Raw genomic sequence first — 26,281 nt, 5'->3', positions numbered from 1 at the left:
GCATCACACCACCCCATCCTGATAGCCGTCCTTCGACACGCTCAGGACTAACGGACAAAATCATGCGGGATAGACCGCCCGCACAAAATATAACCCGTCCGGCGGGGCGTTGAGGCCCAGCGCGCCGCGATCCTTGGCTTCGAGCGCCTCCCGCACATTATCGGGCGTCCATTTGCCCATACCTACGAGCGCCAGACAGCCGACCATCGAGCGCACCTGATGGTGGAGGAAGCTGCGGGCTTCGGCATGGACGGCAATGCGCTCGCCGTCGCGCACTACATCCAACCGGTCGAGTGATTTTAGCGGGCTTTGTGCTTGGCAATGAACCGAGCGGAAGGTGGTGAAATCATGCATGCCGACCAGATGTTGTGCGGCCTCGTGCATCGCGGATACATCAAGCGGTTGCCCGATCTGCCATGCCAGCCCCGTGTCGAACGTCAACGGCGCACGGCGGTTGAGGATGCGATAGACATAGGCGCGGCCAAGACAGGAAAAACGCGCGTGCCAATCATCGGGCACAATCTCGCAGCCGAGGATGGCGACAGGGTGCGGGCGCAGCCGGGCGTTCAACGCCTCCATCAGACGGAACGGCGTCATCTCCTTGTCAATATCGCAATGCGCGCGCATCGCCAGCCCATGCACCCCCGCATCGGTGCGCCCGGCGGCATGGACAATGACCGCCTCGCCGGTGATCGAATAGGCCGCATCCTCGATCGCCTGCTGCACCGAAGGGCCATGCGCCTGCCGCTGCCAACCCATAAACGGGCGGCCATCAAATTCCACGGTGAGGGCGAAGCGGGTCATGTTAAATGCGGCTACCTATATTCCGTCAGCCCTGAGCTTGTCGGTGCCGAAGGCGACCGTAGGTCAACGGCGTTTGTCAGTATTGAACAACGTGCTTCGACAAGCTCAGCACTAGCGGATAAATTTGATCATTGCACATTGTGGATCGCAATGACGATAGGTGGGGTGAGGGTGAAGGGGTCAGTCAAGTTTTGCGCCTTCTGGAATAGTAAAGCCGCGCAGCAATTCCGCGACGGTCATCGCCGATTTGCCCGCACGCTGGATGAGGGTCGGGCGGATGGCCCCGCTGCCGCAGGCGATGGTGAGGTGCGTGTCTATTACTACCCCACTCTCGTCATTCCCGCGAAGGCGGGAATCCATCTCGGAACCGGTCGTGCTAACCGATGGTTCAGGAGATGGACCCCCGTTTTCACGGGGGTGACGCGATAGGGAGAAATCATCGATCACCTCCGCACTATGCACCCTGAACCGCTCGGCTTCATATTCGAAAAAAGCCCCCGGAAACGGGTTGAACGCGCGGATTTGGCGTTCCACCTGAACCGCATTTTGGGTCCAGTCGATACGGCTTTCGGCTTTGTCGATTTTATGCGCGTAGGTGACGCTCTCTTGCGGTTGCACCACCGGCGGAAATGCATCCAGATCAGCCAGCACGCGCACCATCATTGCGGCCCCCATATGCGCTAGTTCATCGGTTAGCTCTCCGGCTGTTTTGCCTTCGACCGGCGTGCGCTCGACCAACCGCATGGCACCCGTGTCGAGGCCCTTCTCCATCTCCATGATGGTAACGCCAGTTTCGCTGTCGCCTGCCAATATCGCGCGCTGCACTGGCGCAGCACCGCGCCAACTGGGGAGAATAGACCCATGCACATTGAGGCACCCAAGACGCGGCGCATCCAGCACCGCTTGGGGAAGGATAAGCCCATAAGCCGCGACCACCGCAACATCGGCACCAAGCGCGGCAAACGCTGCCTGCACCTGCTTGTCGCGCAAGGTTTCGGGCGTGCGCACCTCCAGCCCCAGCGCGTCGGCGCGCGCGTCAACGGGCGAGGGCATAAGCTTTTTACCGCGCCCGGCGGGGCGGGGCGGCTGGCTATAGACGGCGACAATGTCATGCCCTGCCCCGACCAGCGCATTGAGCGTCGGCACGGCAAAATCGGGCGTTCCCATGAAAATAATCTTCATGGGGCCGCTTCAACAACTTGGCAGAGCAAAGCGCAAGCCTTACTATTTGGTCAACGTAAAAATAGAACCGCAGCCTTGAGTTCATCGAAGGTCATTTGTCCGCGCGGGTAATACCGTGCTTCGACAGGCTCAGCGCTGCGGTTTTTGAAAAATAATCTTTCGCAGGATTTCCATGATCTCACCCGAAATCGAAGCTTTGACGCAAGCCCTGTCGCGGCTCCCCGGATTGGGGCCAAGGTCGGCGCGGCGCGCGGTGTTGCATTTGCTTAAGAAGCGAGAGAGTGCGCTGGAGCCGTTGCTGACCGCGCTCGACGGGGTGAACCGGACCTTGGTGACATGCGACACGTGCGGTAATATCGACACGCGCAATCCGTGCGGTATCTGCGCGGACCCGCGCCGCGATGAACGCGCTTTATGCGTAGTGGAAGAGGTGGCCGACCTATGGGCGCTCGACCGCTCGCGCCTGTTTCCTGGCAAATATCATGTATTGGGCGGGCGTTTGTCGGCGCTGGAAGGCGTGCGTCCCGAAGACCTCACCATTGACTTGCTGACCGAGCGCGTCGCTGCAGGCGGAATTGATGAAGTGGTGCTGGCGATGAACGCGACCTTGGAAGGCCAAACCACCGCCCATTATATCGCCGACCGGCTCGAAACTTATCCGGTGCGATTGACCCAACTGGCGCACGGCCTGCCCGTTGGCGGCGAACTGGATTATCTGGACGAAGGCACATTGGCGCAGGCGTTGCGGGCAAGGAAACCGGTGGGATAGCGAAGATCCTCCCCGAGCTTGCTCGGGGAGGTGGCGCGCGCGAAGCGCGTGACGGAGGGGTTATGCGAGGCAAAGCTTCGCGCGATTGCAAGGCAATCGCTTTTACCCCTCCACCATCCGGCTACGCCGCACGGCCCCCCTCCCCGAGCTTGCTCGGGGAGGATCTTTAGGTATGTGGCCCAAGACAAGCTCGGGGAGGAACTTCGGAGAGGCGGCACCATACGCACAATCTTGACGAATCCCGCCTCTCACCTTACCTCGCGTCCATGGCCATTCTTCCCATTATCGAAACGCCGGATCCGCGGCTGCGTCTGATTTCCAAGCCCGTCGAGCTGTTTGACGATGCGCTGCGCGCGTTCGTCGCGGACATGTTCGAAACCATGTATGATGCGCCGGGCATCGGCTTGGCCGCCATTCAGGTAGGTAAGGCTGACCGTATCCTTGTGATCGATTTACAGGAACCGGACCCCGATGATGAAAAGGGCGAAAAGGTCATTCGCACCCCCCGCGTGTTCATCAATCCGGTCTTTTCCGAACAATCGGAAGAGCATAGCATCTATAATGAAGGCTGCCTGTCGGTCCCCGAACAATATGCCGAAGTGACGCGCCCCGCCGAAGTTACGGTCGATTGGCAGGATGAATTCGGCAAGCCCCACAAGGAGCGCCTCACCGGCCTTCTGGCCACCTGCATCCAGCATGAGCATGACCATCTGGAAGGCATTTTGTTCATCGACCATCTGTCGCGGTTGAAGCGCGATATGGTGTTGAAAAAACTCGCCAAGATGCGCCGCGCTGCGTGAGGCTCTTGCGCGGGGGTTGGTAACACGCGCTTTTCAAAGATTGGATAGGGCATAGCCCCCTTCGTTCAATACGAACGTAAGGGGCCTGTCCGGACCTTTGTTTTCCTCTGCCTGCCGCGCCCATTCCAGCCGATTTCTGTATAGCCCATTGCATATTTCTAATTTTGCATGGAAAAATAGCCGTTCCGGCCTGCGGATAGAGAAGCACGCGTCGGACACGGGAGGGTGTTCATGACAGCGACCGACCAATGGGCGCAGGAAGGCGGAGAGTGCGGCGAGCTTTTGCGCGCGCGCGATTGGTCCCGCACATCGCTTGGAGCATTGGAAAGCTGGCCGTCCGAACTTAAAATGCTGGTCGGCATCGTCATGGCCGCGCAGCAGCCCATGTATGTCGTGTGGGGACCGGACCAGATTGTCCTTTATAATGACGCCAATGCGCGGCTTTATGGCCGCAAACATCCGCGCGCTTTCGGCCGCCCGTTCCGCGAACCCCTGTCCGACCATATGTGGCAGGAAATGGAACCTTATATGACCGCCGCCTATGAAGGCATTGCAACATCGCGCGCCAAAGCGGCCTTCACATTTTTCCGCAACGGCCATCCCGAAGAAGCGTTTCTTTCCTTTTCCTATACGCCGGTGCGCTCGGCCAAGGGCGATGTGTTGGGGATGTTCTGTTCATGCCATGAAATGACCACCGATGTGGTGAAGCAACGCGCGCATGATGAAGAACGCAAACAGTTGCGCGACATTTTCCAGACCTCGCTGGGCGCGCTGGCGGTGGTCCGTGGCCCCGAACATATATTCACCTTTGCCAATGTTGAATATGAACAGCTTATCGGCCACCGCAATTTGCTGGGCCGCTCGGTTGCGGAAGCTTTGCCGGAAATGGTCGAGCAGGGCTTTATCCAACTGCTCGACGAGGTTTATATGTCGGGCAAACCCTATGTCGGCAAGGGCGTTCCGGTGACGGTGCAATGGATGTCTGACACCGCGCCGCAACAGCGTATCCTCGATTTTGTCTATCACCCGCTACTCGACCAGAACGGCCGCAGCGAAGGGATTTTTGTGCAGGTGTCGGACATTACCGAACAGCATCTGCTGAAACGGGAATTGGCGCATCGGCTCAAAAACCAGCTTGCCATTGTGCAGGCGATTGTGAGCGGCACGTTCCGCAGCAATTCGGACAAGGAGGAAATCCGCAACATATTGGCCGAGCGCATCGCGGTTCTCGCGCGTTCGCATGAAATTGTCGTGTCGGGCAATGTTGAAAGCCGCACGGTGGACGGGGTCGTGCGCAATGCGATCGAATGGCAGGATGACGGGCGGATCTGCATCGAAGGCCCCGATATTCCGATTGCGCCGCGCGCGGCCTTGTCGCTGGCGTTGGTGCTGCATGAACTGCTCACCAATGCGATCAAATATGGCGCTTTGTCGGTCGCTGAAGGGCGGGTTACTATCCATTGGAGCCGCGAGGAAAGCGGAGATGTGCAACGCTTCCGATTGGTATGGAAGGAACGTGGCGGGCCGGACGTGAAGGCACCCGACCATAAGGGGCTAGGCTCGCGGCTCATCGCGGCAGGATTGTCGGGATCGTGCCATAGCCAAGTCGTGCATAGTTTCGAACCTGACGGGGTAAGCTGCGAAATCAGCGCGGACCTTGCGGGGATGCACGCTGAGTAAGACGCGGGAAATTTTCCGCTTCCCCTGTTAAAATGTTCCGCCTATGTTCACGCGCATGAGCGAGCAGATATTTATCCTTATCCTTATTGTGGCGGTGCTAGTGGCGGGCTTGGTCGGCTGGCTGGTCGGCGCGCGCAGTGCGGCGGCGGCCAAGGCCGAGTGCGGGCATATGCGCGACCGGTTCAACCAAGCGATTATCGACCTTGAAGAAAGCGTGACCGAGCGCGATGAAGCGCGGCTCAATGTGGCGACCTTGACCGCCCAGCGCCAAGCCCAGGAAGCCGCGCATCAGGAGCGTATCACCGAACTTAATGCGGCGCGCGAGGCGATGGCGCACCAGTTTTCCTCGGTCGGCGCAGAATTGCTCGACCGCGCGCAAAGCCAGTTTCTGGAGCGCGCCAACCAGCGTTTCAAACAATCGGAAGAAGCATCGGGGCAGGAATTAAAGGCGCTGTTACAACCGGTGAGCGAGCGTTTGCAAAAATATGAAGAGCAGGTGCAGCGCATCGAAAATGAGCGGCGCGAAGCTTATGGTAATTTGCAAGGGCTGATGGACCAGATGCGCGCAGGGCAGGATCAGGTGCGCTCCGAAGCGGCGCGACTGGTCAATTCGCTGCGCAACGCCCCCAAGGCGCGCGGGCGTTGGGGCGAGCAGCAATTGCGCAATGTGCTGGAAAGCTGCGGCCTTAGCGAACATGCCGATTTCCGTATGGAAGTGAGCCAGACACAGGACGATGGCACACGGTTGCGCCCCGATGTGATTGTGCGGATACCGGGCGGAAAATCGCTCATCATCGACGCCAAAGTATCGTTGAACGCCTATCAGGATGCGTTCAATGCGGAGGATGAACATAGCCGCAGCCAGCATATGGCGGTCCATGCGTCGGCGATGAAAACCCACGTCAACGCGCTCGGCGCAAAGGCCTATCAGGACCAGTTTGACGATACCCCCGATTATGTCATCATGTTCGTGCCGGGGGAGCATTTCCTGTCTGCGGCGTTGGAGCAAGACCCTGATTTATGGGACTTTGCATTCGGCAAGCGGGTGCTGCTCGCAACCCCCACCAACCTCATCGCAATTGCGCGCACGGTCGCATCGGTTTGGCGTCAGGAGGCCCTGGCGCGCGAGGCCAAACAGGTCGCAGCCTTGGGCAAGGAAATGCACGAAAGGCTGGCGGTGGTCGCGGCCCATCTGAAGCGCGTCGGCGGCGGGCTTGGCACGGCGGTCAACGCCTATAACCAGTTCGTCTCCTCCTTCGAAAGTCGTGTGCTGACCACTGGGCGGCGCTTTGCGGATTTAAGCGTCGATACCGGCGGCAAGGAAATTGCCGACATTCCGGCGGTGGAAACCCTACCGCGCTATGCGGAAAGCGTGGCGGGCGAGGGGGAAACAGATCAACTTCCTGCGCCTGAGGACGATGCGGTTGCGGGAAAGGGTGAAGTCGGTGCTGAAGCGGCAGCCGACATTTCCGAAACCGGAATTGCCGAAACTGGTGTAAAGGCTAGCCCCTAACACCCAATCCACCCCTGACAATCCTCCCCTGATAAGGGGAGGTGGCGCGCCCTGAGGGCGTGACGGAGGGGTGATGCCCTGTAGATAACGCGACACCCCTCCGTTTTGCGCTGTCGCGCAATCCACCTTCCCTTATCAGGGGAGGATGATTTTGAGCTGAGGCTGTATCTCTTCCAGCCAGACTCCTTCACACAACTTCCCGCCGGCTTTGCCGATATGACTTCCTTCCGCGACTTCCCCGTTGACGTGCCGCGCTGGCGCAGCGATGATGCGGGGGCGTTTCGGCGCGCGCGTTTAACCCGCGCCCCGCTTGCATCTATACCGGTAAACGGAGTTTTGAATGACCCGATCTGTTTCGCTTTTTGCCCTCTCTCTGGCGCTCGCCACGGTGCTTTCCGCCTGTGGTCGCTCTGAATCGGTTGATACGTTCAAGCCGGATCGGGCGGAGGAAAAAGTGTCGGTGACGGATGCCAAGGGCGCAGCGCCCAAGGTGGACACTCAGGCCAAGGGCGAAGCGGCTCCCGGCGCACTGGCGCCGCAGGATGAATGTGCGCGCGATGCCGCCTTTGTTGCCTATCGCAAACAATTGGCCGCGGCTGTCAGCGCCAAGGATTTCGACAAGCTGAAGCCGTTGCTTTCCCCGCAAATCAAACTGGATTTTGGCGGTGGTAGCGGGCTGGAACTAATGGCCGAACGGCTCGCCAAGGGCGTCGATGCCAATCTTGATAACCGCCCGCATTGGGAGGAATTGGCTGAAATATTGTCGCTCGGTTGCGCGCTTGGCGGCGGCAATGCCAATGCCACCATGCCCTATGCGTTTGAAAAACTGGAAGGGCGCGATGCGTTTGCGACCTTGTTCCCGCGCCGCGACGGGATTGCGCTCTACAAGAGCGAGGATGCCAATAGCGAGATTGCCAAGACGCTCCACTGGGAGGCGCTGACATTGGCCAACCCTAACGATGCGAGCGATGCGACCATTGCGGTCAAGCTGGATGATGGCACAACCGGCTTTGTCCGCCGCGCCGATGTGCGCCCCGCAACCGGCTATCGCGCGCTGTTCAACAAGGGCGACGATGGCAAATGGTTGATGACCGCGTTTATCGCCGGGGATTAAGCCATCGCCCCGTCATTGCGGACGCCAACAGGCGTGCGGCAATCAGTCATAGTTTTACGCGACTCCGGATTGCCGCGTCGCAGCGCGGCGCGCAATGACGGACGTTTTTTAAATGACCTGTTGCAACATCAGTTTGCGCGAACCTTTGCCCAATAATTCCAGGCCGCCTTTGTCGGTGTAGCGCATATGCACGGCTTCTGCGAACAGCGCGCTGATGCTGCGTTCATAGCCGTCGAGCGGGGCGGGGCAGCCCATCATGGTGGAGATCATGGTGCTGACCGTAAGATTATGGTTTTCGGCCTTATAGCCGCCCGACATCTGGTTGCAGCCGACGCTTACGCCGATACGGTCCTTGTCAAAACGCAACGTGGCTTTGGCCGATTGCTCGGCAGTCAGCGCGCTAGTGTCGATATGCGTAATCCGCCATTGGGTGCCGTTTAAGGTCACCGGCGGGAGGATCGCGCCGCCACAGCCTTTATAGGTGGTGCCATTGGCGGTCAGCGACACGCTATGCTGGTAGCGCCGGTCGCTCATCCCGTCATTGCATTGGGCATAGAGAATATCGACCTCGATGCTCTGGCCGTTCGCGGTGCCGCTATATTGGACGCCGCCGGGGCGTTGCACCGCCTTGCTGATCGGCACGCGGATCTGGGTCGATCCATAATTGCCCGCATAATTGATTTCGGTCGGTGTAATTTCGGCGGTCCAGCCCGGTTCCGTGCCCATCGCAAAATAGCTTTTGTCCGCGCCCACGGGCAAGGACACGCTGTTGCTTGCGGGCAATGTGGCGCAGGCACCAAGCGCAAGCATCACGCTCGCGCCGCAAAGGGTAAGGCAAAGTCGGCGGTTCATCATCATGGTCGGCTCCTTATCGTGCCGAGGCTGTGCCCGCGCTGAACGGGGCATCAGCTTGTGCGGCGCTGGTTCACTATTTCATAGGCCATGACCGCACAGGCGACCGCGGCGTTGAGGCTGTCGGCTTTCCCCAGCATCGGCATTTTGACGAGCAGGTCACACTCCGCTTCATAAGCGGGCGGCAAGCCTTGCGCTTCATTGCCGATGAGGAGGAAGGTCGGCGCTGTATAGCGCGGGCCTTGATAATCATGCGTGGTATTGAGGCTGGTGCCGACCAACTGGCCCGGTCCTTGCCGTAACCAGTGGAGAAAATCGGCCCAGCGCGCGGTGCTGATCGACTGGGTGAACAAGGCCCCCATGCTCGCGCGCACCGCTTCGACCGAGAAGGGGTCAACGCAATCGTCGATCATGATAAGCCCGCCCGCGCCTACCGCATCGCCGGTGCGCAATACGGTGCCGAGATTGCCGGGATCGCGCATCGCCTGCACGACAATCCAGATGCCGGAGTGGCTGCGGTCAAGCCTGTCGAGCGGGGTCAGCCGGCGGCGATAAACGCCGACCAAGGTTTGCGGATTATCCTTGCCCGACAATTTGGAAAGAATGTCGGCGGTGGTTTCGACCACATCGCCGCCCGCTTTCAACGTCGCTGCAACCAGTTCGGCGGCGAGCGGATGCTGCGCGCTGTCACCGGCATAAAAGAGCATTTCGGGCAACGCGCCCGCCTCGCGCGCTTCGGTCAATATGCGCAGCCCCTCGGCCAGAAACAGGCCTTCTGCCTTGCGATGCTTTTTTTCGCGCAGGGATTTGATCCGCTTGACCAGCGGATTGGAAAAGCCGGTAATGAGCCGGTGGCCGTGAGCGTTGGTTTCCATAGGAGCAAGCCTGTGCGCTGCGTTTGGCGACAGGTCAATCCTCTCCGAAACTGTCCTTGACAAGACCGACCAGCTTCAGCATCGCTTCGTCCGCGCCTTCGCCTGCGGTATGGATGGTGATGCTGTCGCCCTTGGCCGCGCCGAGCATCATCAGGCCCATGATCGACGTGCCATTGACCCGCGACCCGTCCTTTTCGACCTCGACCGACACGCCGGCCGGAAGCTTTGACACGACGGTCACGAATTTTGCACTGGCGCGCGCATGAAGGCCGCGCTGGTTGGTGATTTCAACAGTTTCGGCGAATGCGCTCATGCATGGCTCCCCAAAAGTTCGGATGCGACCGAGATATATTTTTGCCCCGCTTCCTTGGCGGCGCGCACCGCGTCGGCAACCGACATGGATTTGCGCGCGCCGTCCAGCCGGATGAGCATGGGCAGGTTGATACCCGCAATCACTTCGATGGTGCCCGGCTCCATCAACGAAATAGCGAGGTTGGACGGGGTTCCGCCGAACAGGTCGGTGAGCAAAATCACGCCTTGTCCGCTATTGACCTTGCGGATTGCACCCGCAATTTCCGCGCGGCGTTCCTCCATATTGTCATGCGGGCCGATGCACACACATTCGACCTTTTTCTGCGGACCCACAACATGTTCCATCGCGACCAGAAATTCGGAAGCGAGGCGCCCATGTGTTACCAATACCATACCAATCATAGAGTTGCTCTTACTCGCAATATGTGGGGCTTAAACGGCGCTATCAACGGGCCGGTCCTCTGTGGATAGACTATCCTTGGAGGCATCTTCTCCGGGCTTGTCTTCCTCGACCGGTATTCCGGTGTCGGGCATAGCGTATTTGGCGCTACTGTCCAGATTGCGATGCAATAGGGTCGGGGCAAAGCCGTGATCCTTCAAAAAGCGGCCGACGCGCTCGGTGACATGGACCGAGCGGTGCCGCCCGCCGGTGCAGCCGAATGCGACGGTGATATAGCTTTTGCCCTCGGCGCGGTAGCGGGGGAGGAGGGTGAGCAAAAGCTGCTCAATCTGGCTGACCACGCTTTCATAGGCCGGGTCTTGCGCGACATAGTCGGCCACCGCCTGGTCAAGGCCGGTGAGCGGGCGCAATTCATTGTCCCAATGCGGGTTGCGCAGGAAACGCATGTCGAACACAAGGTCGGCATTACGCGGAATACCGCGTGCAAAGCCGAAACTCATCACATTGAGGACCGGACCGGCATCGCTTTTGCCCGCAAAGCGCAAGCGGATTTCCTGCTGCAAATCATTGGTCGAATAGCTGGTCGTGTCGATAATATGGTCGGCCCAGCGACGCAGCGGCGCGGTCATTTCGCGGTCGCGCGCAATGCCGTCGGCGGCGGGGCGATCTTCGGCGAGCGGGTGGCGGCGGCGGGTTTCGGAAAAGCGCCGCTCCAGTTCCGATCCCGAACAATCAAGATAAAGCGTCATCACATCGCGGCGATGTTTGTCGCGCAATTGTTTGATACGATTGACAATCTCTATGGCATTAAAGCCGCGCGTGCGGCTGTCGATACCAAGCGCCAGCGGGCGATCAATCCCCTCGCGCCCTTCCGACAGCGGCGTCGAGAGCAAACGGTCGAGCAGGCTCAAGGGCAGGTTATCGACCACCTCCCAGCCCATATCTTCGAGCGCCCGCAATGCGGTACTCTTGCCCGCACCCGCAAGGCCGGTGACGAGTAAAATGCTTTTGGAATGCGGTCCTTCGGACGCGGGCGGAGGGATTTCGATCACAAGGACACCGGAGCTTTGTAAGAGGGTTGTTGAAGCGGTTGGCTAAGGATAGCGGCAAGCGCGCGCTCCACCTTCAAAGGGGCGGAGATTTCAAACGCCTTCAAGCGCACATGGTCGATGGCAACACCCGCTAGGGTTTCGGTCTGGCGCGATAAAGGGAGCCGTTCATAACTATCCACCAGACGCACCACGAGGCGAAGCGTAATATCGGTGACGAACGGCATTTCGATAATGCCGACCCCGCGCACTTCCATCTTGCCGCGAATGGTGCCGGGCGAGGTTGCAACCAAGCTCTGCCCGCGCCGCATCAGCAAAGTCTGGTCATCGCTCACCAATTGGGCGCCGCGGTCGATAAGGCGCAACGCAAGGTCGGACTTGCCCGATCCGGAAGGACCGGCAATCAGCACGCCCGCGCCGTCAATCGCGATGGTGGTGCCATGATAAAGTTCGGAGGAGAGTCGTGCCATGGACGCGCCAGTCTAGGCGGCTTTACCCCATTGTTCCAGTAGAGATATAGGGTCGGGCGTCGGAAATTGGCACATTATATATCGTTAGATGATACGGAAGACAGCGCCCGCCCGCGCGAGCCTCATTGCGGCGAGGGTGCGGCGGGGCAGTTGGCCGAGGGCAAGCGCACTTCAAAACAGGCACCGGGCTGTCCGTCATCACGGTCGCGCGCTTCGATTGTGCCTTGATGGCCTTCGATAATGGTGCGCGCAATCGCAAGGCCAAGTCCGCTATGCTTGCCGAATTCTTCCGCTTCCGGACGGATTGAATGGAAGCGGCGGAAGATGATGTCGCGTTGCTCTTCGGGGATGCCGGGGCCGTCATCTTCGACGCGGATCACAACATCATTGCCGACGCGCGTGGCCGATATGCGCACCAGCCCGTCGGGCGGGGTGAAGGATAGGGCATTGTCGATAAGATTGTTGAGTACGCGCTCCAGCCGGTGCCCTTCGCCCATGACACAGGCAACATTGATGCGCGGGCGGGCAAAGGCGATGTCGGCTTGCGGCTCGCTTTCGGTCGAACGCCGCGCCGACCGCGAGGCAAGCATTGCGTCGATCATCAGGCCAAGGTCGATGACTTCAAACCGCGCGCGCGAAAGCTGGGCATCGACGCGCGAGGCTTCGCTAATGTCGGTCACCAGCCGGTCGAGCCGGTAGACATCTTCCGCCGCAATGCCGAGCAATTGCGCACGCAATCCCGGATCTTCGACCCGCTCCAGCCCTTCAATGGCGGAGCGTAGCGAGGCGATGGGATTTTTAAGCTCGTGCGTCACATCGGCGGCAAAATGTTCGCCCGCATCAATGCGGTTGCGCAGCGCATGGGTCATGTCGCTGAGCGCGCGCGCGAGCATCCCGATCTCGTCACGGCGCGAGGGAAGGCGCGGCACGGTCACTTCACGCGCGCGGCCCAGCCGGACCCGCAACGCCGCTATCGCCAACCGCCGCAACGGGGTGGCTATGGTGCGCGCAAGGAAGAGCGAAAGGAGGAGCGAGGCCAGGGTTGCGAGCGCCAGCACGACACCGAAACGGAAGCGTTCCGCCCGCACTGTGCGGATAATATCGCGCGCATTGGTGGTAATCAGCACCGCGCCATCATTATAGCCAAGCCGCATCCCCGCGCTCAGCATCGGGGTGCGGTCGGGGGCAAAGCGATAGGCGCTTTCGGGGCCGCCGCCGACGCGCGCCTTGACAATTTCGGGCCAGCTTGCCGCGACATCTTTGGTGGGTTCTGCATAATCGGGCGGCGAGGGGGCGCGCACGATGAAGTCAATCGCTTCATCCATGAAGCGCGCAACATGGCGTTCCCAGGATTCGCTGTCCGGATCGCGCAGTTCATAAGTTGGCGGGGCGAGCGCGAAACTGTCGATAATCTTTGCGCCATCCTTGTCATAAATGCGGATACGGCCATCGCTGTGGCGCGCAAAGCTTAAGACCAGCCGGTCCACCGCTTCGGGGCGCGCGGCTTTCAACGCGCGGTCGAGCAATTGCAATTCGGTCGCGGTCGCCTCGATACGGGTATCAATCAGCCGCGAACGATAGCTGTCGAGATAGAAAAAACCGCCAGCAAGCAGCGCCAGCACAAAGAAATTGACCGCCAAAATGCGGCGGGCAAGCGATAGGCGCGCGGTCCAATAAAGGCCATCGCCGGACGCTGCCGCTTCATTCTTCAGAGAATTTGTAACCAGCGCCATAAAGGGTTTCGATGCTGTCAAAGGTCGGATCGACCTCGCGGAATTTGCGACGGAGCCGCTTGATGTGGCTGTCGATGGTGCGGTCATCGACATAAATATCGTCCTGATAGGCGGTGTCCATAAGCTGGTTACGGCTCTTGACCACGCCGGGGCGCTGGGCGAGCGCCTCCAATATCATGAATTCGGTGACGGTGAGTGTGACGGGCTTGCCGTCCCATTCAACCTTGTGGCGCGCAGGGTCCATATTGAGCCGCCCGCGCCTTATCGGTTCCGGCACAGGTTCGGACGCGGCTTCGGATGAGGGCCGTGCATAATCGGCGCGGCGGAGGATCGCGCGGATGCGGGCGATCAAAAGCCGCTGCGAAAAAGGCTTGGCGATATAATCGTCCGCGCCCATCGCGAGGCCGATGGCTTCGTCCAGCTCGTCATCCTTGGAGGTAAGGAAAATCACCGGTATCTGCGACTTTTCGCGCAACCGGCGGAGCAGTTCCAGCCCGTCCATCTTCGGCATCTTGATGTCGAACACCGCAAGGTCCGGCGGATTTTCAACCAGTGCCTTCAACGCCACTTCGCCATCATTATAGACGCGCGTAACAAAGCCTTCGGCCTGCAACGCAATCGACACCGAGGTGAGGATATTGCGGTCATCATCGACAAGCGCGATGGTCGCAGGGGCAGCAGTTGCGGTGGGCGTTTCCGACATGGCCGCCTCGCTAGCCGATTCACGTCCCAACGGCAACGGGGCGCAGAAACAGGCAAAAATTTTACAGGCTTTGCTGAACATCTGCCGCGCTCGTCTTTCCTCCGCATCGAAGCCAATATGGCGCGGTTATGCCGCCATTCCGGTGGTATTAGCGGGCGAAATCTCCCGTGTTTGCATTGACGTAGCGGTTATGCGTGCCTAGGGCGGATTTTTTGAAAATAATCTGCCCGGTCAGGCACAAGCACGCGCCATGCAATTCAGAACGGATATCCAGACATTACGCGCCCTCGCCGTTGCGGCGGTTTTGCTCTTTCATTTCCAGGTTCCGGGATTTGCATCGGGCTTTCTCGGCGTCGATATATTTTTCGTTATTTCCGGTTATCTGATGATGGCGCTTTATGTACCTGAAAAAGGGGCTATCGGTTTTTACGAACGCCGCGCGAAGCGGCTCTTGCCAGCTTATTTAGCAACCATCCTCGCGACATTGGCGATAAGCTGGTTCGTGACTATTCCTCCCGATTTCAAGCAGGTCGCCGAACAGGCAGTATGGGCATCAGCTTTGTCGTCCAATGTCGGATACTGGATGCAGAACAGCTATTTTTCAAAAATCGATTTTAATCCGCTGCTCCACCTTTGGTCGTTGGGCGTAGAATTGCAATTTTATCTTATACTACCTCTGATTTTCTGGATTACGCGCCGGTTTCGCTGGTTCTTGCCACTGCTTGTCGTGGCATCGTTAATCCTTTGCCTGTTGCTGGTTACGCTCAGCCCCAAAACGGCTTTCTTCATGATGCCCGCGCGCATTTGGGAATTCGGTTTCGGTATGATGGCGGCGCAGCTTTCTGGCGGCGAGGCAAAGAATAAAATGGTCGGCGGCTGTGCAGCACTTTTGCTGCCCCTGACGCTATTCATCCCGGTTAATGGCGAAATACAGGATATCTTGTTTGGTCACCCGGGCGCTATGGCTGTCGTCGTGTCCTTGCTGACAGCCTTGGCCTTGTGGGGAGGCTTTTCCTTCACGCCTTTCAAAAAGATTGGTGATTGGTCATATAGTATCTACCTCGCCCATTTTCCGGCGCTCGCGCTCGTCAATTATGAACCCTTTGGCGGCACAATATTGGGCGGATGGATGGCGGTCCCTTGGACGATAATCGCTGCAGCCCTTCTCTACCGTCTGTTTGAACGGGGTAAGTTGTTTACTTGGCCGCGTGCGGCGCTTGCTACGGCGATGACAGGTTTGGCCGGATTGCTGGTTGCCCCTTTGCAATTGTCCGGTTTCAGCCCTGCGGAACAGAAAATTTTCGCGGCCCTTGATGACCGCGCGGAATATCGGTGTGGCAAATTGTTCCGCATTACCAATCCAGGATCAGATACTTGTCTGATTTGGCATGGTAAAGGCAAAGTGGTGGGCGAAATCTTTCTGGTCGGGGACAGCCATGCCGATGCCGTAAAACAGGTTTTTGCAGATGCTGCCGGCGCGCGTGGATATGCGGTCCGCTTTGCTGTCGCCAATGATCCGCTGCTCAACCCTGCCTTGGGTCCGGAATGGGTAATGGCGCGGGCAAAGGGCCCGGTCGTCCTCCATTTTTCGGCAACCAATATGCCCAAGATAAAACCGGTGCCGGGCGCGTTGATTATACCGCTCACGCCGGAATTCAGCGATAATGTTCCCAAAATCCTTTACCGGAATCTTGTGCGCAATGAGGCACTGCCTGCCGAGATGCAAAAGGATGGCGTGCCACTTTATTTTGACAAGGACCATTTGACGTTGACGGGCGCCCGTTTGTTGCGACCGGAAATGGACCGGATCGTCGCCGACGCCATATCCGCATCGGCCACAACGGATATGGCGTTGCATCCGCAGGAAATACCATATTCAGTGCAAGAAGAAAAAGATCAGGGCTCTTAGCCTTTGACGAGGGAGGGCTGGTATATTAGGGGGCTGGCATCGGAGAAAAACCGCTAATTTCGGCGATTCGTATCATTTTGTCGCCAGAGGAGCCTATCATAATGACCGCCATCACCATCGGAACCACCGCCGTTGAAACCAACGCCGCGATTGCCCAGAATCTTGGCACTGCCGCCCTTGTCGAAGAGGCGCTCAAAAATGGCGAAGGCCATCTTGCCAAGGACGGCCCGCTGGTCGTCAAGACGGGCGCGCATACCGGCCGTTCGGCGCAGGACAAGTTCACCGTCAAGGATGCGCTGACCGAAGATACGGTATGGTGGGGCAAGTCGAACAAGCCGATGGATCCGGCGCATTTCGCCAATCTCAAGGAAGATTTCTTCGCCGCATTGAAGGATAAGACCCAGCTTTATGTGGCCGACCTGTTTGGCGGGTCGCAGCCCGAACATCGCGTCAATGTGCGCGTCATCAACGAACTGGCCTGGCATAATCTGTTCATCCGCACGATGCTGGTGCGTCCCTCTGCCGAAGAACTGGCCGGTTTCGCGCCCGAATATACGATTATCGACCTGCCGAGCTTCAAGGCCGACCCCGAGCGTCACGGCTCGCGCGGCGACACGATCATCGCGGTCAACTTCACCGAAAAGCTGATCCTCATCGGCGGCACCCAATATGGCGGCGAAATGAAAAAGTCGGTGTTCGGCTTGCTCAACTATCTGCTGCCCGAACAAGGCATCATGCCGATGCACTGTTCGGCCAATATTGGCCCCGATGGCGACACCGCAATCTTCTTTGGCCTGTCCGGCACCGGCAAGACCACGCTCAGCGCCGATGCAAGCCGCACGCTCATCGGCGATGACGAACATGGCTGGTCGGACACCGCAGTCTTCAACTTTGAAGGCGGCTGTTATGCGAAGATGATCCGCCTGTCGGCAGAATCGGAGCCGGAAATTTACGCGACCACCAAGCGGTTCGGCACGGTGCTGGAAAATGTCGTGATGGACGCGGACAGCCGCGAACTCGACCTTGACGACAACACACTCGCGGAAAATACCCGTGCGGCTTATCCGATCGACTTCATCCCCAATGCGTCGGAAAAAAATATGGGTCCGGTGCCCAAAAATGTGGTGATGCTGACGGCGGATGCGTTCGGCGTCCTGCCTCCGATTGCGCGGATGACGCCGGAACAGGCGATGTATCACTTCCTGTCGGGTTATACCGCAAAGGTGGCCGGCACCGAAATCGGTGTGACCGAGCCTGAAGCGACCTTCTCGACCTGCTTCGGTGCGCCCTTCATGCCGCGCCACCCCAGCGTTTACGGCAATTTGCTCAAAGAGCGCATCGCCAAGGGCGGCGTCACCTGCTGGCTCGTCAATACCGGCTGGACCGGCGGCAAATATGGCGTGGGCAGCCGTATGCCGATTAAAGCGACCCGCGCTTTGCTCAATGCCGCGCTCGACGGCAGCCTCAATAATGCCGAATTCCGCATCGACCCGAATTTCGGATTTGAAGTGCCGGTCGCGGTGCCGGGCGTGGACAGCAACATCCTCGACCCGCGTTCGACCTGGGCTGATGGCGCGGACTATGACGCGACCGCGCAAAAGCTTGTGAACCTGTTTATTGACAATTTCGCGCAATTCGCCGACCATGTTGACGAAGGCGTTCGTGAAGCGGCCCCTACGGCAGCCTGATCGCTTAGCGGAATACAGCTGGAAAGCTGAGGAGAGGAGGGGTTTCCTGCCACAAGGCGGGGAACCCCTTACTCTTTGGGGGCGACTTCTTGGGGGGACGCACGGGGAGCAGTGTTGAACAAACATTGGTCACCGACAGGCGCCCTTCGACAAGCTCAGGGCTAGCGGTTATGATAATGGTTGAATTGTTGGTAGCTAGTGGGTTGCCATGCGCCCATGCCAAACAGGCGTGACCCGATTTTACCGGAACACCGTGAAACTTTGCGCGTATATAGCCGTCTTTCCTTTCACCCCCTATCCCGGGAGATTATCCAGATGAATATGTTGAACAGCCTCACCGACATGGCCGCCAAAATGGGGCTCGACCCTGAAATGGTCAAAGGCCTGCAAACCAAATTCCAGGAAAAGCTGGCGGCGAGCGGCGATCAGGCGCAGGCGCTTAAGGACACGGTGGCCGAATACGGCATTTCGATGGAACAGCTTCAAGGCGCGATGGCCAAGCTGAACGAAGAAGGCGGCCTGCTCGACAAGGTCGGCATTGGCGGTCAGGACGGCCTGATGAGTAAGCTCGACAAGGATGGCGACGGCAACCCGCTTAACGACATCACCGATTCGGTGAAGGGCTTTTTCGGGAAGAAGTGAGGTTTATCCTCTCGTTTCCCGTCTTTTTCAAACCCTCGTCATTCCCGCTTCAAACCCTCGTCATTCCCGCGAAAGCGGGAATCCATCTCCGGGCCTCTATATTTCCGCGTGCGGCACCGCTGTTTTTCAACGTCCAGGTTAGGAGATGGATCCCGGGTCAAGCCCGGGATGACGTGGGTTGGGGAGGGTGAGCCAACCCGTCAACAACACATGTAAAAAGGGCGCCGGGAAATTCTCCCGACGCCCTTTTTCATATCTAGTGCTGGCAACGTTTAGTCGCGCAGGTCCGCCGGAACGGTGCCGCCATTGGCAGCCAGTTCGTTCATCACGGCCTTATGCAGCCAGATGTTCATTTCCGCCGAACCGTTCAGTTCACCGGTATAGCCGAGTTCCTGAGCCAGTTCCTTGCGGTTTTCGAGGCTCGAATCAATGTCGAGCAGCTTCATGAGGTCAACAATCGAGTTGCGCCAGTTGAGTTCCTGACCCTTGGTTGCGGCAATGCTGTTGAGATTATTGGCAACATCCACCGAATCAATTGCGATCGATTCGATCGGGGTGGCCGTTGCGGCTGCATCCGCTGCGGGAGCTTCCTGAGCATTGGCTTTATGGCCGAAAATGGCATCCTTGATACGCGAAAAAATACCCATGCTATTAAACCTTTCCTCCATAGAGCGGGCCGGGGGAGGGCCGCGCCGTGTGGATGTTTGTAATGACGACGCCGCGCTTTTCAAACCGCCAATTAGCGGGACTTGTAAATTCGCAGCGCTAGTGGGAACTATATATGCCAAGAACCCTTGTGCCAAACGTGATGCAGGGCCAACTGGTTCCCGGTTGTTCCTGTAAAATCAGGTGAACACGCTTTTACGTCGGGCGGATATCCGGCGCTTTTGGAAAAGGATGACGATTATGGATATTAGCAGCATTTTGGTGCAGTCGGGCGCGATTGACGGCATTGCCAACCAACTTGGTATTCCGCCCGCAATGGCACGGGCAGGCGCTGGCGCATTGCTGCCGTCGATCCTTGGCGGCATGAAGGGACAGGCACAGCAGCAATCGGGCGGTCTTGGCGATTTGATCGGGATGCTCGGTGGCATGGGTGGTGCCGGGATGCTGGAGCAGGTGCTTTCGCCCAATGCGGCCAATGTAAGCCAGGGCAATGAAGTGCTGGGCCAAATTTTCGGCTCCAAGGATGTAAGCCGCACCGTGGCGGCAGACGCTTCGGCCAAATCGGGCATTGATGCGGAAACCTTGAAGAAAATGCTCCCGCTGCTCGCAATGGCGGTCGCCGGTTATATGGCCTATCAGGGCCGTCAAGGCGGCGCAGCGGCCCCTGCTCAGGCAGATGCAGGCGGCTTAGGTGGCGGCTTGGGCGGCATCCTCGGTAGCATTTTGGGCGGCGGCGCATCGACGCCTGCGGCTCCGGCAGCAACCCCGGCAGCAGGCGGCCTTGGCGGCCTCGGCTCGATGCTCGACATGGACGGCGACGGCAACCCGCTCAACGACATTCTCGGCATGGCCGGAAAAGCGATGGGGCGGTAAGCCTTATCCGTAAAATCTGGCGGGCGGTCCGTTTGTCAAATAGGCCGCCCGCCAGATCGCTGCGGTATCCATATGACCGGATATGATATCAGATCGGAAACACCCTCGGTCGCTGACTATCGGCGGCTGCGCGACATTACGGGTCTGACACCGCGCAGTGAAGCTGCAGCTATAGCCGGTTTGCCGAACACGGTCACCGCAGTCCTTGTCAGGCATAATGATATAGCAGTGGGCATGGGGCGGGTGATGTGCGATGGCCTATGCTATCAACTCGTTGATATAGCCGTCGACCCTGCGCATCAGGGGCATGGGCTCGGCAAGCAGATTGTGGCGCGGTTGATGGAAGAATTAAAGCGGCTGGCACCCGCCGAAGCCTATGTCAGCCTCATAGCAGATGGGGAAGCGCACCGGCTTTATGCACAATTTGGATTTGAACCAACCGCGCCTGCGTCCATCGGCATGGCGCAGTGGATCAGATGATGCGGGCTCATATTATTCTGCCCTGTGGAAAGCGGTTTCGGCAGAAATTTTTCCCTATCGAATCGCGTGCCCCCCACTGGCGTTTCAACGCCTGAATGATTACATGGGCCGCCACTCCCCCGACTCGCATATGAGGAAAAACGCGCTGTGGCCCATCTCGATATCCCGCTTGGTCTGACTTTTGACGATGTACTGTTGCAGCCGGGGGAATCGGATATTGTGCCGAGCCAGGCCAATACCGCGACCAAAATCACCCGCGACATCACGCTCAATATCCCGATCCTGTCGTCGGCGATGGATACCGTCACCGAAGCCGATATGGCGATTGTGATGGCGCAGCTTGGCGGGCTTGGCGTCCTCCACCGCAATCTGACGGTCGAAGAACAAGCCGCCGCTGTCCGGCAGGTGAAACGCTATGAAAGCGGCATGGTGGTCAATCCGATTACTATCGCTCCGACCGCGAAACTTGCCGAAGCGCAGGCGTTGATGGAGCATCACCGCATTTCGGGCATCCCCGTGGTCGAAGCCAATGGCAAGCTGGTCGGGATTTTGACCAACCGCGATGTGCGCTTTGCCGCCAACCCGAACCAACCGGTCAGTGAACTTATGACGCATGATGATCTGGCGACGGTGCGCGCGGGCGTGTCTCAGGAAGAAGCGCAAAAATTACTCCACCAACGCCGCATCGAAAAGCTGTTGGTGGTCGATGATAATTATGCTTGTGTCGGCCTCATCACGGTCAAGGATATTGAAAAGGCGGTCAATTATCCGCACGCCACCAAGGATGAAAGCGGGCGCTTGCGCGTTGCGGCGGCAACCACGGTGGGCGACAAGGGCATTGAACGCGCCGAAGCCTTGCTCGATGCGGAGTGTGACCTGCTCATCGTCGATACCGCGCACGGCCATTCGAAGATGGTCGGGCAGGCGGTCGAGGCTATAAAGAAATTGTCGAACCGCGTTCAGGTGATTGCGGGCAATGTTGCGACCGGCGAGGCGACCAAGGCGCTGATCGGTTCGGGCGCGGATGGCGTCAAGGTCGGCATCGGCCCCGGCTCGATTTGCACCACGCGCGTCGTTGCGGGCGTAGGCGTGCCGCAACTGACCGCGATTATGGATTCGGCCAATGAAGCGGCCAAATCGGGGGCGCCGATTATCGCCGATGGCGGCCTACGCACATCGGGCGATCTGGCCAAGGCGCTCGCGGCGGGGGCGGCGAGCGTGATGGTCGGCTCGCTCCTAGCAGGCACCGAGGAAGCGCCGGGCGAAACCTTCCTTTACCAAGGCCGCGTTTACAAAAGCTATCGCGGCATGGGCAGTGTCGGGGCAATGGCGCGCGGCTCGGCCGACCGCTATTTCCAGCAGGACATTAAGGACCAGTTGAAACTGGTCCCCGAAGGCATTGAAGGCCAAGTGCCCTATAAGGGCCCGGCCAAGGATGTGATCCACCAGCTTGTCGGCGGCATCAAGGCGGCGATGGGTTATACGGGGTCGGCGACCATTCCCGATTTGCAGGAACGCGCGCGCTTTGTCCGCATCACCAATGCAGGGCTTAAGGAAAGCCACGTCCATGACGTTGCGATCACGCGCGAAGCCCCCAATTATCCTTCGACCTGAAGCAAGAGAAGATGAACGAAATTTTTGTCTATATGCTGATTTTGGTAAGCTGGTCGGGCAATGCGGAATCACCGAAAATCGAGCGTTTTCCTGAGCTTTTTATCTCGCAAGAGGCGTGTGAAGCGCAAGCTAAGCGCGTCCGGGAAATGGTGAAGGCAGATCGTGAAATGCGACGCTTGCGGACCGCTTTTGAATGTCTGCAGGTTCCTGATCCCCAAGAATATGACGCTGCTTTCGCTGACGCTCAGCCAAAAAAATAAGCGCATCATTTGTAATGCCGCGCATGGCTGGTTAGAGCAGCGCCCATGACACCTGCTGCCCGCGTTCAAGCTGCTATCGAATTGCTCGACCAGATTATCATCGCCGCGCGCGATGGCGGGGCAGCGGCGGACGTGCTGATTGCGCGCTATTTCAAAGAGCGGCGCTATGCCGGATCGAAAGACCGGCGCGCGGTGCGTGAGCTTGTCTATCGCGCCATCCGGCGGACGGGCGAGCGGCCTGTATCGGGCCGTGCGGCGATGCTTGGGCTTGCCGATACGGACGCGGAACTGGCCGCCTTATTCACCGGCGAAGGGCATGGGCCTGCACCGATAGGTAAAGACGAGCCGCGCGCGGCAGCCTCGGCAGTGCCGACGTGGCTGCTGCCGCATCTTTATCCGCAGATTGACGAGGCCGAACAGGCTGCAATGCTGGAGCGCGCGCCGTTAGACCTGCGCGTCAATACCCTCAAAACCGACCGCACCGCCATGCTCGCCGCCTTTCCCGATGCGGTGGTTATCGAAGGGCTGGAGGACGCGCTGCGCTTGCCTGCCGATAGCGCAATCGAACAGAGCGCAGCCTATAGGGATGGCCTTATCGAAGTGCAGGACGCGGGCAGCCAATGGCTCGCCAAAGCCTGTGCGGTGCGCGCGGGGATGCGCGTTATCGACCTTTGCGCAGGCGGCGGCGGCAAGACGCTCGCGCTCGCCGCCGATATGGGCAATGACGGGCAAATTCTCGCCACCGACATCGCCCGCGCGCGGTTGCAGCAGCTTGCGCCAAGGGCCGAACGGGCGGGCGCGACCATCATCGACACGCTATTGCTCAACCCCGGCAAGGAAGAGGCTATGCTCGCAAGCTATGCGGGCGAGGCCGATCTTGTGCTGATCGACGCGCCTTGTTCGGGGAGCGGCACTTGGCGACGCAACCCCGAAAGCCGCTGGCGTCTGACCCCTGAAAGACTGGCAAAATTGCAACGCGACCAAGCCAATCTGCTCGACATTGCTAGCAAATTGGTGGCACCGGGGGGCAAGCTTGTCTATGCTGTCTGCGCGATAACCGGCGAGGAAGGGGCGGATCAGGTGGACGCTTTTGTCAGACGCCATTCAGGCTGGACGGTCGATAAGGCCATTGCCGATGACGCCTATTGGCCGGGGCGGCTGGTCCGTGCCGGAGAAGGGGCAGGGCGCTTGCTCACCCCGCACCATGACGGCACCGACGGCTTTTATTTTGCGCGGTTGCAAAGAGGATGAGCGCGGCGCATGGTAACGCGCTGTCCGGCAATCCGGATTCCGGTAGGCCGGAACGCGAAACGATGCCAGACCGCGAAACTATAATGGAGTTGATTATGCGTTTTTCCCCTGTTGCGCTTGCTGCTGCGGCCTTGTTTGCGACCGTCTCCAGCACCAGTCACGGGGAAACACCGCGTCCGCCCGCCAATCCGCAATCGGTCGCCTTTGTCGATCAGGGCTTGATTGAAGCAGGTGCGGGGCGGTTTGAAAATGCCATCAGCCTTTATGAAACCGCGCTGGCGATTGATCCGCAAAATCTGACCGCTTACCGCCAGTTGGCCGAAGTCGCGATGAAGCAGGGCCTGCCGGGCAAGGCCATCGGCTATTATGTGTCGATCCTGACCGCCGACCCCAATGACCGCGAGGCGCTGGAAGGCCAAGGCCGCGCGATGGTGCAAAAAGGTGCGGTCGAACGCGCACGCGAAAATCTCGTAAAATTGCGCGCGGTGTGCAAGACCGGCTGCCCCGAAATCGCCAAGCTGGAAACCGCGATAAGCGCAGGCCCGCCACAGCCCAAGCTGGCAATTGAAGCGGTAACCCCCAAGCCTGTCGGCCAAGAGGGCGAAGCGACCAAGAATTGAAGCGGAATTAAGAGGGAATTTAGGGCGTAGGAACGGGCTCTCTTGAACGCCCCCGCATAAAAGCCGCCGCCCCTAAAAACCCGCTAGCCCTGAGCTTGTCGAAGGGCGGTTGTCAGTATTGACCCCCGTGCTTCGACAAGCTCAGCACTTCGGATATTATGAAGCTACCGCCCGCGCTCCATTTCTCCCGCAACCGCGATAAAATCCGCGACCGATAGCGTTTCCGCGCGGCGGGTTTCGTCTATACCGACCTTGGCAAGCGCGTCCAATGCGCCCGGCAGGCCTTTGAGGCTTTGGCGCAGCATCTTGCGGCGCTGGCCGAAGGCGGCGGCGGTGAGGGCCGCCATCGTCTTGGGGCGGATGCCTTCGGGGGCGCTCGCGGGGGTGATATGCACCACCGCCGACATGACCTTGGGCGGCGGGGTGAAGGCCGATCGGTGGACCTTCATCGCGATTTTTGCTTCGCTACGCCATTGCGCAAGGATAGCGAGCCGCCCGAAGGCGCTGCTGTCGGGCTTGGCGACAATGCGCTCGGCCACTTCCAACTGGAACATCAAGGTGAGCGAGCGCCAAGCTGGTGGCCATACTTCCGCGCTCAGCCAGTCGGTGAGCAAAGCGGTGCCGACATTATAGGGGAGGTTGGCGACGATATGATAAGGCTTGCCGCCGGTGAGGTCGGCAATATCGACTTCCATCGCATCGCCCTCGATGACCCGCAACTGCCCCGGATAAGCGTCGGCCAGTTCGGCGAGCGCGGGGATGCAACGATGGTCGCGCTCGACCGCAATCACATCCGCGCCCGCCCGCAATAAAGCGCGGGTGAGGCCGCCGGGGCCGGGACCGACTTCGAACACGGTTTCGCCTTTGAGCGTGCCCGGAATCGCCGCAATGCGGTCAAGCAACTGCTCGTCGAACAGGAAATTCTGTCCCAACGCCTTGGACGCGGACAGGCCGTGGCGCGCAATCACCTCGCGCAGCGGGGGAAGGCTGGCTGACACCGTTGCTGCCGCTCCGTCAGGCGAGGCAAAGCGCGCGGTGGCGCGCGGCATCGCGGGCGAGCGCAATCGCGGCAATCATTGCGCCGGGATGCGCTTCATTGCGCCCCGCAATCGGAAAGGCAGTGCCATGATCGGGCGAGGTACGGATGATCGGCAGGCCCAAGGTCATATTGACGCCCTCGTCAAAATGGAGCGTCTTTAACGGGATCAGTCCTTGGTCATGATAGATGCACAGCGCGGCGTCATAGGAACGGCGCATTTGCGGCGTGAACATCGCGTCGGGCGGATAAGGGCCGCTGACATTGAGGCCTTCTTCATGAAGCTGGCGCAAGGCGGGTTCGATAATCTCGATTTCCTCGCGGCCCAACGCCCCGCCTTCGCCCGCGTGCGGATTAAGGCCGGCAATGGCAAGACGCGGATGGGCAATGCCGAAATCGCGGCGCAAGCCCTTGGCGGTCGCATGGGCGCGCGCTTTGATAAGGTCGATGGAAAGAAGCCCCGGCACATCCTTATAAGGCACATGAACCGTCACCGGCACGACGCGCAACGTTGGCCCTGCAAGCATCATCGTCGCATTGGTCGGCGATACGCCGCAATGTTGCGCCACATATTCGGTCTGCCCCGGATGGTCATAACCGATGGTGTAAAGCTGGCTCTTGGAAACCGGCCCGGTTATCAGCGCGCCCGCCGCGCCGGAGCGGGCCAGCCCTGTGCCTAATTCCAGAGATTTCAGCGCCATATGCGCGCCTTCTGTCGAAGGCTGGCCCGGCACAATCGGGCCGGATGCTTCAAGATGGAGGACGGGAAGCGCTTCGGAGAAGACTTCCGCCACCATATCGACATCATGGATAAGTTGGATCGGGCCATCCCACACCGCAGTAATGCTGTTGGCATCGCCCACAGCAAAAAAGGGCGGGAGTTCGGCCACGCGCCGCGCCTCCCACGCCTTTGCGGTTATTTCCGGCCCGATACCTGCCGGATCACCTAAAGAGACAACAAATGGTCGCATTAATTGGTTCACAGC

The 26,281-nt window shown here is 59.3% G+C and carries 27 protein-coding genes; 14 read left to right on the top strand and 13 right to left on the bottom strand.

Annotation, left to right across the window (positions count from 1 at the left end):
- Positions 1-60: 60 nt before the first annotated feature.
- Both truA and fmt read right to left on the bottom strand, forming a co-directional pair.
- Positions 61-804, bottom strand: a complete 744-nt coding sequence (gene truA, locus DMP17_RS06460; RefSeq protein ID WP_337828241.1) for a tRNA pseudouridine(38-40) synthase TruA — start codon at positions 802-804, stop codon at positions 61-63.
- 180 nt (positions 805-984) lie between these two features.
- Complete coding sequence (gene fmt / locus DMP17_RS06455; RefSeq protein ID WP_337828240.1) at positions 985-1,986, bottom strand: methionyl-tRNA formyltransferase; 1,002 nt, start codon at positions 1,984-1,986, stop codon at positions 985-987.
- A 172-nt stretch (positions 1,987-2,158) separates the two neighbouring features.
- Between fmt and recR the strand changes: the two genes are divergently transcribed.
- The 5 genes from recR (at position 2,159) to DMP17_RS06430 (ending at position 7,862) form a co-directional block, all read left to right on the top strand.
- On the top strand, positions 2,159-2,755 hold the full coding sequence (recR, locus tag DMP17_RS06450) for a recombination mediator RecR (protein WP_337828239.1): 597 nt from the start codon (positions 2,159-2,161) through the stop codon (positions 2,753-2,755).
- A 266-nt stretch (positions 2,756-3,021) separates the two neighbouring features.
- Entirely contained in the window at positions 3,022-3,555 is a 534-nt protein-coding gene (gene def, locus DMP17_RS06445; RefSeq protein ID WP_337828238.1) for a peptide deformylase, read from the top strand.
- Between the two features lie 231 nt (positions 3,556-3,786).
- A complete protein-coding gene (locus tag DMP17_RS06440; protein WP_337828237.1) occupies positions 3,787-5,235 on the top strand; it encodes a sensor histidine kinase in 1,449 nt (482 codons plus the stop codon).
- Between the two features lie 55 nt (positions 5,236-5,290).
- Positions 5,291-6,748: a DNA recombination protein RmuC gene (locus DMP17_RS06435; RefSeq protein ID WP_337828236.1), complete on the top strand. Its 1,458-nt coding sequence runs from the start codon at positions 5,291-5,293 to the stop codon at positions 6,746-6,748.
- A 340-nt stretch (positions 6,749-7,088) separates the two neighbouring features.
- Positions 7,089-7,862, top strand: coding sequence for a hypothetical protein (locus tag DMP17_RS06430; protein ID WP_337828235.1), 774 nt, complete (start codon positions 7,089-7,091; stop codon positions 7,860-7,862).
- 108 nt (positions 7,863-7,970) lie between these two features.
- On the opposite strand, the gene DMP17_RS06425 is transcribed toward DMP17_RS06430, so the two are convergent.
- From DMP17_RS06425 to DMP17_RS06390, 8 genes are all read right to left on the bottom strand, one after another.
- Positions 7,971-8,720 carry an META domain-containing protein gene (locus DMP17_RS06425; protein WP_337828234.1) on the bottom strand — a complete coding sequence of 250 codons (750 nt, stop codon included), beginning with the start codon at positions 8,718-8,720 and terminating at the stop codon, positions 7,971-7,973.
- 47 nt (positions 8,721-8,767) lie between these two features.
- Positions 8,768-9,652 carry a TrmH family RNA methyltransferase gene (locus DMP17_RS06420; protein WP_337828233.1) on the bottom strand — a complete coding sequence of 295 codons (885 nt, stop codon included), beginning with the start codon at positions 9,650-9,652 and terminating at the stop codon, positions 8,768-8,770.
- Positions 9,624-9,902, bottom strand: coding sequence for an HPr family phosphocarrier protein (locus DMP17_RS06415; RefSeq protein WP_337828232.1), 279 nt, complete (start codon positions 9,900-9,902; stop codon positions 9,624-9,626). Before DMP17_RS06415 ends, DMP17_RS06420 begins: the two co-directional genes overlap by 29 nt.
- Positions 9,899-10,294, bottom strand: a complete 396-nt coding sequence (locus DMP17_RS06410) for a PTS sugar transporter subunit IIA (RefSeq protein WP_337828231.1) — start codon at positions 10,292-10,294, stop codon at positions 9,899-9,901. Before DMP17_RS06410 ends, DMP17_RS06415 begins: the two co-directional genes overlap by 4 nt.
- Positions 10,295-10,333: 39 nt before the next feature.
- Positions 10,334-11,353 carry an RNase adapter RapZ gene (gene rapZ / locus DMP17_RS06405; RefSeq protein ID WP_337828230.1) on the bottom strand — a complete coding sequence of 340 codons (1,020 nt, stop codon included), beginning with the start codon at positions 11,351-11,353 and terminating at the stop codon, positions 10,334-10,336.
- A complete protein-coding gene (locus DMP17_RS06400; RefSeq protein ID WP_337828229.1) occupies positions 11,350-11,820 on the bottom strand; it encodes an HPr kinase/phosphorylase in 471 nt (156 codons plus the stop codon). The genes rapZ and DMP17_RS06400 overlap by 4 nt, the downstream gene beginning before the upstream one ends.
- Positions 11,821-11,942: 122 nt before the next feature.
- Positions 11,943-13,640 carry a sensor histidine kinase gene (locus DMP17_RS06395; RefSeq protein ID WP_337829766.1) on the bottom strand — a complete coding sequence of 566 codons (1,698 nt, stop codon included), beginning with the start codon at positions 13,638-13,640 and terminating at the stop codon, positions 11,943-11,945.
- Positions 13,522-14,337: a response regulator transcription factor gene (locus DMP17_RS06390; RefSeq protein ID WP_337828228.1), complete on the bottom strand. Its 816-nt coding sequence runs from the start codon at positions 14,335-14,337 to the stop codon at positions 13,522-13,524. Before DMP17_RS06390 ends, DMP17_RS06395 begins: the two co-directional genes overlap by 119 nt.
- 169 nt (positions 14,338-14,506) lie before the next feature.
- On the opposite strand from DMP17_RS06390, the gene DMP17_RS06385 reads away from it, so the two are divergent.
- The 3 genes from DMP17_RS06385 (at position 14,507) to DMP17_RS06375 (ending at position 18,495) form a co-directional block, all read left to right on the top strand.
- Positions 14,507-16,165: an acyltransferase family protein gene (locus DMP17_RS06385; RefSeq protein WP_337828227.1), complete on the top strand. Its 1,659-nt coding sequence runs from the start codon at positions 14,507-14,509 to the stop codon at positions 16,163-16,165.
- A gap of 101 nt (positions 16,166-16,266) precedes the next feature.
- A complete protein-coding gene (locus DMP17_RS06380) occupies positions 16,267-17,853 on the top strand; it encodes a phosphoenolpyruvate carboxykinase (protein WP_337828226.1) in 1,587 nt (528 codons plus the stop codon).
- A 321-nt stretch (positions 17,854-18,174) separates the two neighbouring features.
- Positions 18,175-18,495, top strand: a complete 321-nt coding sequence (locus DMP17_RS06375; RefSeq protein ID WP_337828225.1) for a hypothetical protein — start codon at positions 18,175-18,177, stop codon at positions 18,493-18,495.
- Between the two features lie 272 nt (positions 18,496-18,767).
- On the opposite strand, the gene DMP17_RS06370 is transcribed toward DMP17_RS06375, so the two are convergent.
- A complete protein-coding gene (locus DMP17_RS06370; protein WP_337828224.1) occupies positions 18,768-19,142 on the bottom strand; it encodes a DUF3597 domain-containing protein in 375 nt (124 codons plus the stop codon).
- Between the two features lie 259 nt (positions 19,143-19,401).
- Here DMP17_RS06370 and DMP17_RS06365 point away from each other — a divergent pair, with 259 nt between their 5' ends.
- The 6 genes from DMP17_RS06365 (at position 19,402) to DMP17_RS06340 (ending at position 24,259) form a co-directional block, all read left to right on the top strand.
- Complete coding sequence (locus DMP17_RS06365; RefSeq protein ID WP_337828223.1) at positions 19,402-20,034, top strand: DUF937 domain-containing protein; 633 nt, start codon at positions 19,402-19,404, stop codon at positions 20,032-20,034.
- A 72-nt stretch (positions 20,035-20,106) separates the two neighbouring features.
- Positions 20,107-20,514: a GNAT family N-acetyltransferase gene (locus DMP17_RS06360; protein ID WP_337828222.1), complete on the top strand. Its 408-nt coding sequence runs from the start codon at positions 20,107-20,109 to the stop codon at positions 20,512-20,514.
- Positions 20,515-20,661: 147 nt separating this feature from the next.
- Positions 20,662-22,128 (top strand): IMP dehydrogenase, encoded by a 1,467-nt coding sequence (gene guaB, locus DMP17_RS06355; protein WP_337828221.1) that lies wholly within the window; start codon positions 20,662-20,664, stop codon positions 22,126-22,128.
- Between the two features lie 11 nt (positions 22,129-22,139).
- Complete coding sequence (locus DMP17_RS06350) at positions 22,140-22,388, top strand: hypothetical protein (protein ID WP_337828220.1); 249 nt, start codon at positions 22,140-22,142, stop codon at positions 22,386-22,388.
- 45 nt (positions 22,389-22,433) lie between these two features.
- Positions 22,434-23,639, top strand: a complete 1,206-nt coding sequence (locus tag DMP17_RS06345) for an RsmB/NOP family class I SAM-dependent RNA methyltransferase (protein WP_337828219.1) — start codon at positions 22,434-22,436, stop codon at positions 23,637-23,639.
- Positions 23,636-24,259, top strand: coding sequence for a tetratricopeptide repeat protein (locus DMP17_RS06340; RefSeq protein ID WP_337828218.1), 624 nt, complete (start codon positions 23,636-23,638; stop codon positions 24,257-24,259). Before DMP17_RS06345 ends, DMP17_RS06340 begins: the two co-directional genes overlap by 4 nt.
- 164 nt (positions 24,260-24,423) lie before the next feature.
- Here the strand turns inward: DMP17_RS06340 and rsmA are convergent, their stop codons facing one another.
- Positions 24,424-25,257 carry a 16S rRNA (adenine(1518)-N(6)/adenine(1519)-N(6))-dimethyltransferase RsmA gene (gene rsmA / locus DMP17_RS06335; protein WP_337828217.1) on the bottom strand — a complete coding sequence of 278 codons (834 nt, stop codon included), beginning with the start codon at positions 25,255-25,257 and terminating at the stop codon, positions 24,424-24,426.
- Between the two features lie 16 nt (positions 25,258-25,273).
- The gene (pdxA, locus tag DMP17_RS06330) at positions 25,274-26,278 is read right to left on the bottom strand and encodes a 4-hydroxythreonine-4-phosphate dehydrogenase PdxA (protein ID WP_337828216.1); all 1,005 of its coding nucleotides are present in this window, start codon (positions 26,276-26,278) and stop codon (positions 25,274-25,276) included.
- Between the last annotated feature and the right edge of the window lie 3 nt (positions 26,279-26,281).

The organism is Pseudonocardia sp. TMWB2A (assembly GCF_017312135.1).
This window is presented reverse-complemented; position numbering and strand designations above follow the sequence as displayed.

Excerpts from the sequence above, each read along its gene's own strand:
- truA (WP_337828241.1), bottom strand. The coding sequence starts at position 804 with ATGACCCGCTTCGCCCTCACCGTGGAATTTGATGGCCGCCCGTTTATG.
- fmt (WP_337828240.1), bottom strand. The coding sequence starts at position 1,986 with ATGAAGATTATTTTCATGGGAACGCCCGATTTTGCCGTGCCGACGCTC.
- recR (WP_337828239.1), top strand. The coding sequence starts at position 2,159 with ATGATCTCACCCGAAATCGAAGCTTTGACGCAAGCCCTGTCGCGGCTC.
- def (WP_337828238.1), top strand. The coding sequence starts at position 3,022 with ATGGCCATTCTTCCCATTATCGAAACGCCGGATCCGCGGCTGCGTCTG.
- DMP17_RS06440 (WP_337828237.1), top strand. The coding sequence starts at position 3,787 with ATGACAGCGACCGACCAATGGGCGCAGGAAGGCGGAGAGTGCGGCGAG.
- DMP17_RS06435 (WP_337828236.1), top strand. The coding sequence starts at position 5,291 with ATGAGCGAGCAGATATTTATCCTTATCCTTATTGTGGCGGTGCTAGTG.
- DMP17_RS06430 (WP_337828235.1), top strand. The coding sequence starts at position 7,089 with ATGACCCGATCTGTTTCGCTTTTTGCCCTCTCTCTGGCGCTCGCCACG.
- DMP17_RS06425 (WP_337828234.1), bottom strand. The coding sequence starts at position 8,720 with ATGATGATGAACCGCCGACTTTGCCTTACCCTTTGCGGCGCGAGCGTG.
- DMP17_RS06415 (WP_337828232.1), bottom strand. The coding sequence starts at position 9,902 with ATGAGCGCATTCGCCGAAACTGTTGAAATCACCAACCAGCGCGGCCTT.
- DMP17_RS06410 (WP_337828231.1), bottom strand. The coding sequence starts at position 10,294 with ATGGTATTGGTAACACATGGGCGCCTCGCTTCCGAATTTCTGGTCGCG.
- DMP17_RS06400 (WP_337828229.1), bottom strand. The coding sequence starts at position 11,820 with ATGGCACGACTCTCCTCCGAACTTTATCATGGCACCACCATCGCGATT.
- DMP17_RS06395 (WP_337829766.1), bottom strand. The coding sequence starts at position 13,640 with ATGACCGCACCATCGACAGCCACATCAAGCGGCTCCGTCGCAAATTCC.
- DMP17_RS06390 (WP_337828228.1), bottom strand. The coding sequence starts at position 14,337 with ATGTTCAGCAAAGCCTGTAAAATTTTTGCCTGTTTCTGCGCCCCGTTG.
- DMP17_RS06385 (WP_337828227.1), top strand. The coding sequence starts at position 14,507 with ATGCAATTCAGAACGGATATCCAGACATTACGCGCCCTCGCCGTTGCG.
- DMP17_RS06380 (WP_337828226.1), top strand. The coding sequence starts at position 16,267 with ATGACCGCCATCACCATCGGAACCACCGCCGTTGAAACCAACGCCGCG.
- DMP17_RS06375 (WP_337828225.1), top strand. The coding sequence starts at position 18,175 with ATGTTGAACAGCCTCACCGACATGGCCGCCAAAATGGGGCTCGACCCT.
- DMP17_RS06370 (WP_337828224.1), bottom strand. The coding sequence starts at position 19,142 with ATGGGTATTTTTTCGCGTATCAAGGATGCCATTTTCGGCCATAAAGCC.
- DMP17_RS06365 (WP_337828223.1), top strand. The coding sequence starts at position 19,402 with ATGGATATTAGCAGCATTTTGGTGCAGTCGGGCGCGATTGACGGCATT.
- DMP17_RS06360 (WP_337828222.1), top strand. The coding sequence starts at position 20,107 with ATGACCGGATATGATATCAGATCGGAAACACCCTCGGTCGCTGACTAT.
- DMP17_RS06350 (WP_337828220.1), top strand. The coding sequence starts at position 22,140 with ATGAACGAAATTTTTGTCTATATGCTGATTTTGGTAAGCTGGTCGGGC.
- DMP17_RS06345 (WP_337828219.1), top strand. The coding sequence starts at position 22,434 with ATGACACCTGCTGCCCGCGTTCAAGCTGCTATCGAATTGCTCGACCAG.
- DMP17_RS06340 (WP_337828218.1), top strand. The coding sequence starts at position 23,636 with ATGAGCGCGGCGCATGGTAACGCGCTGTCCGGCAATCCGGATTCCGGT.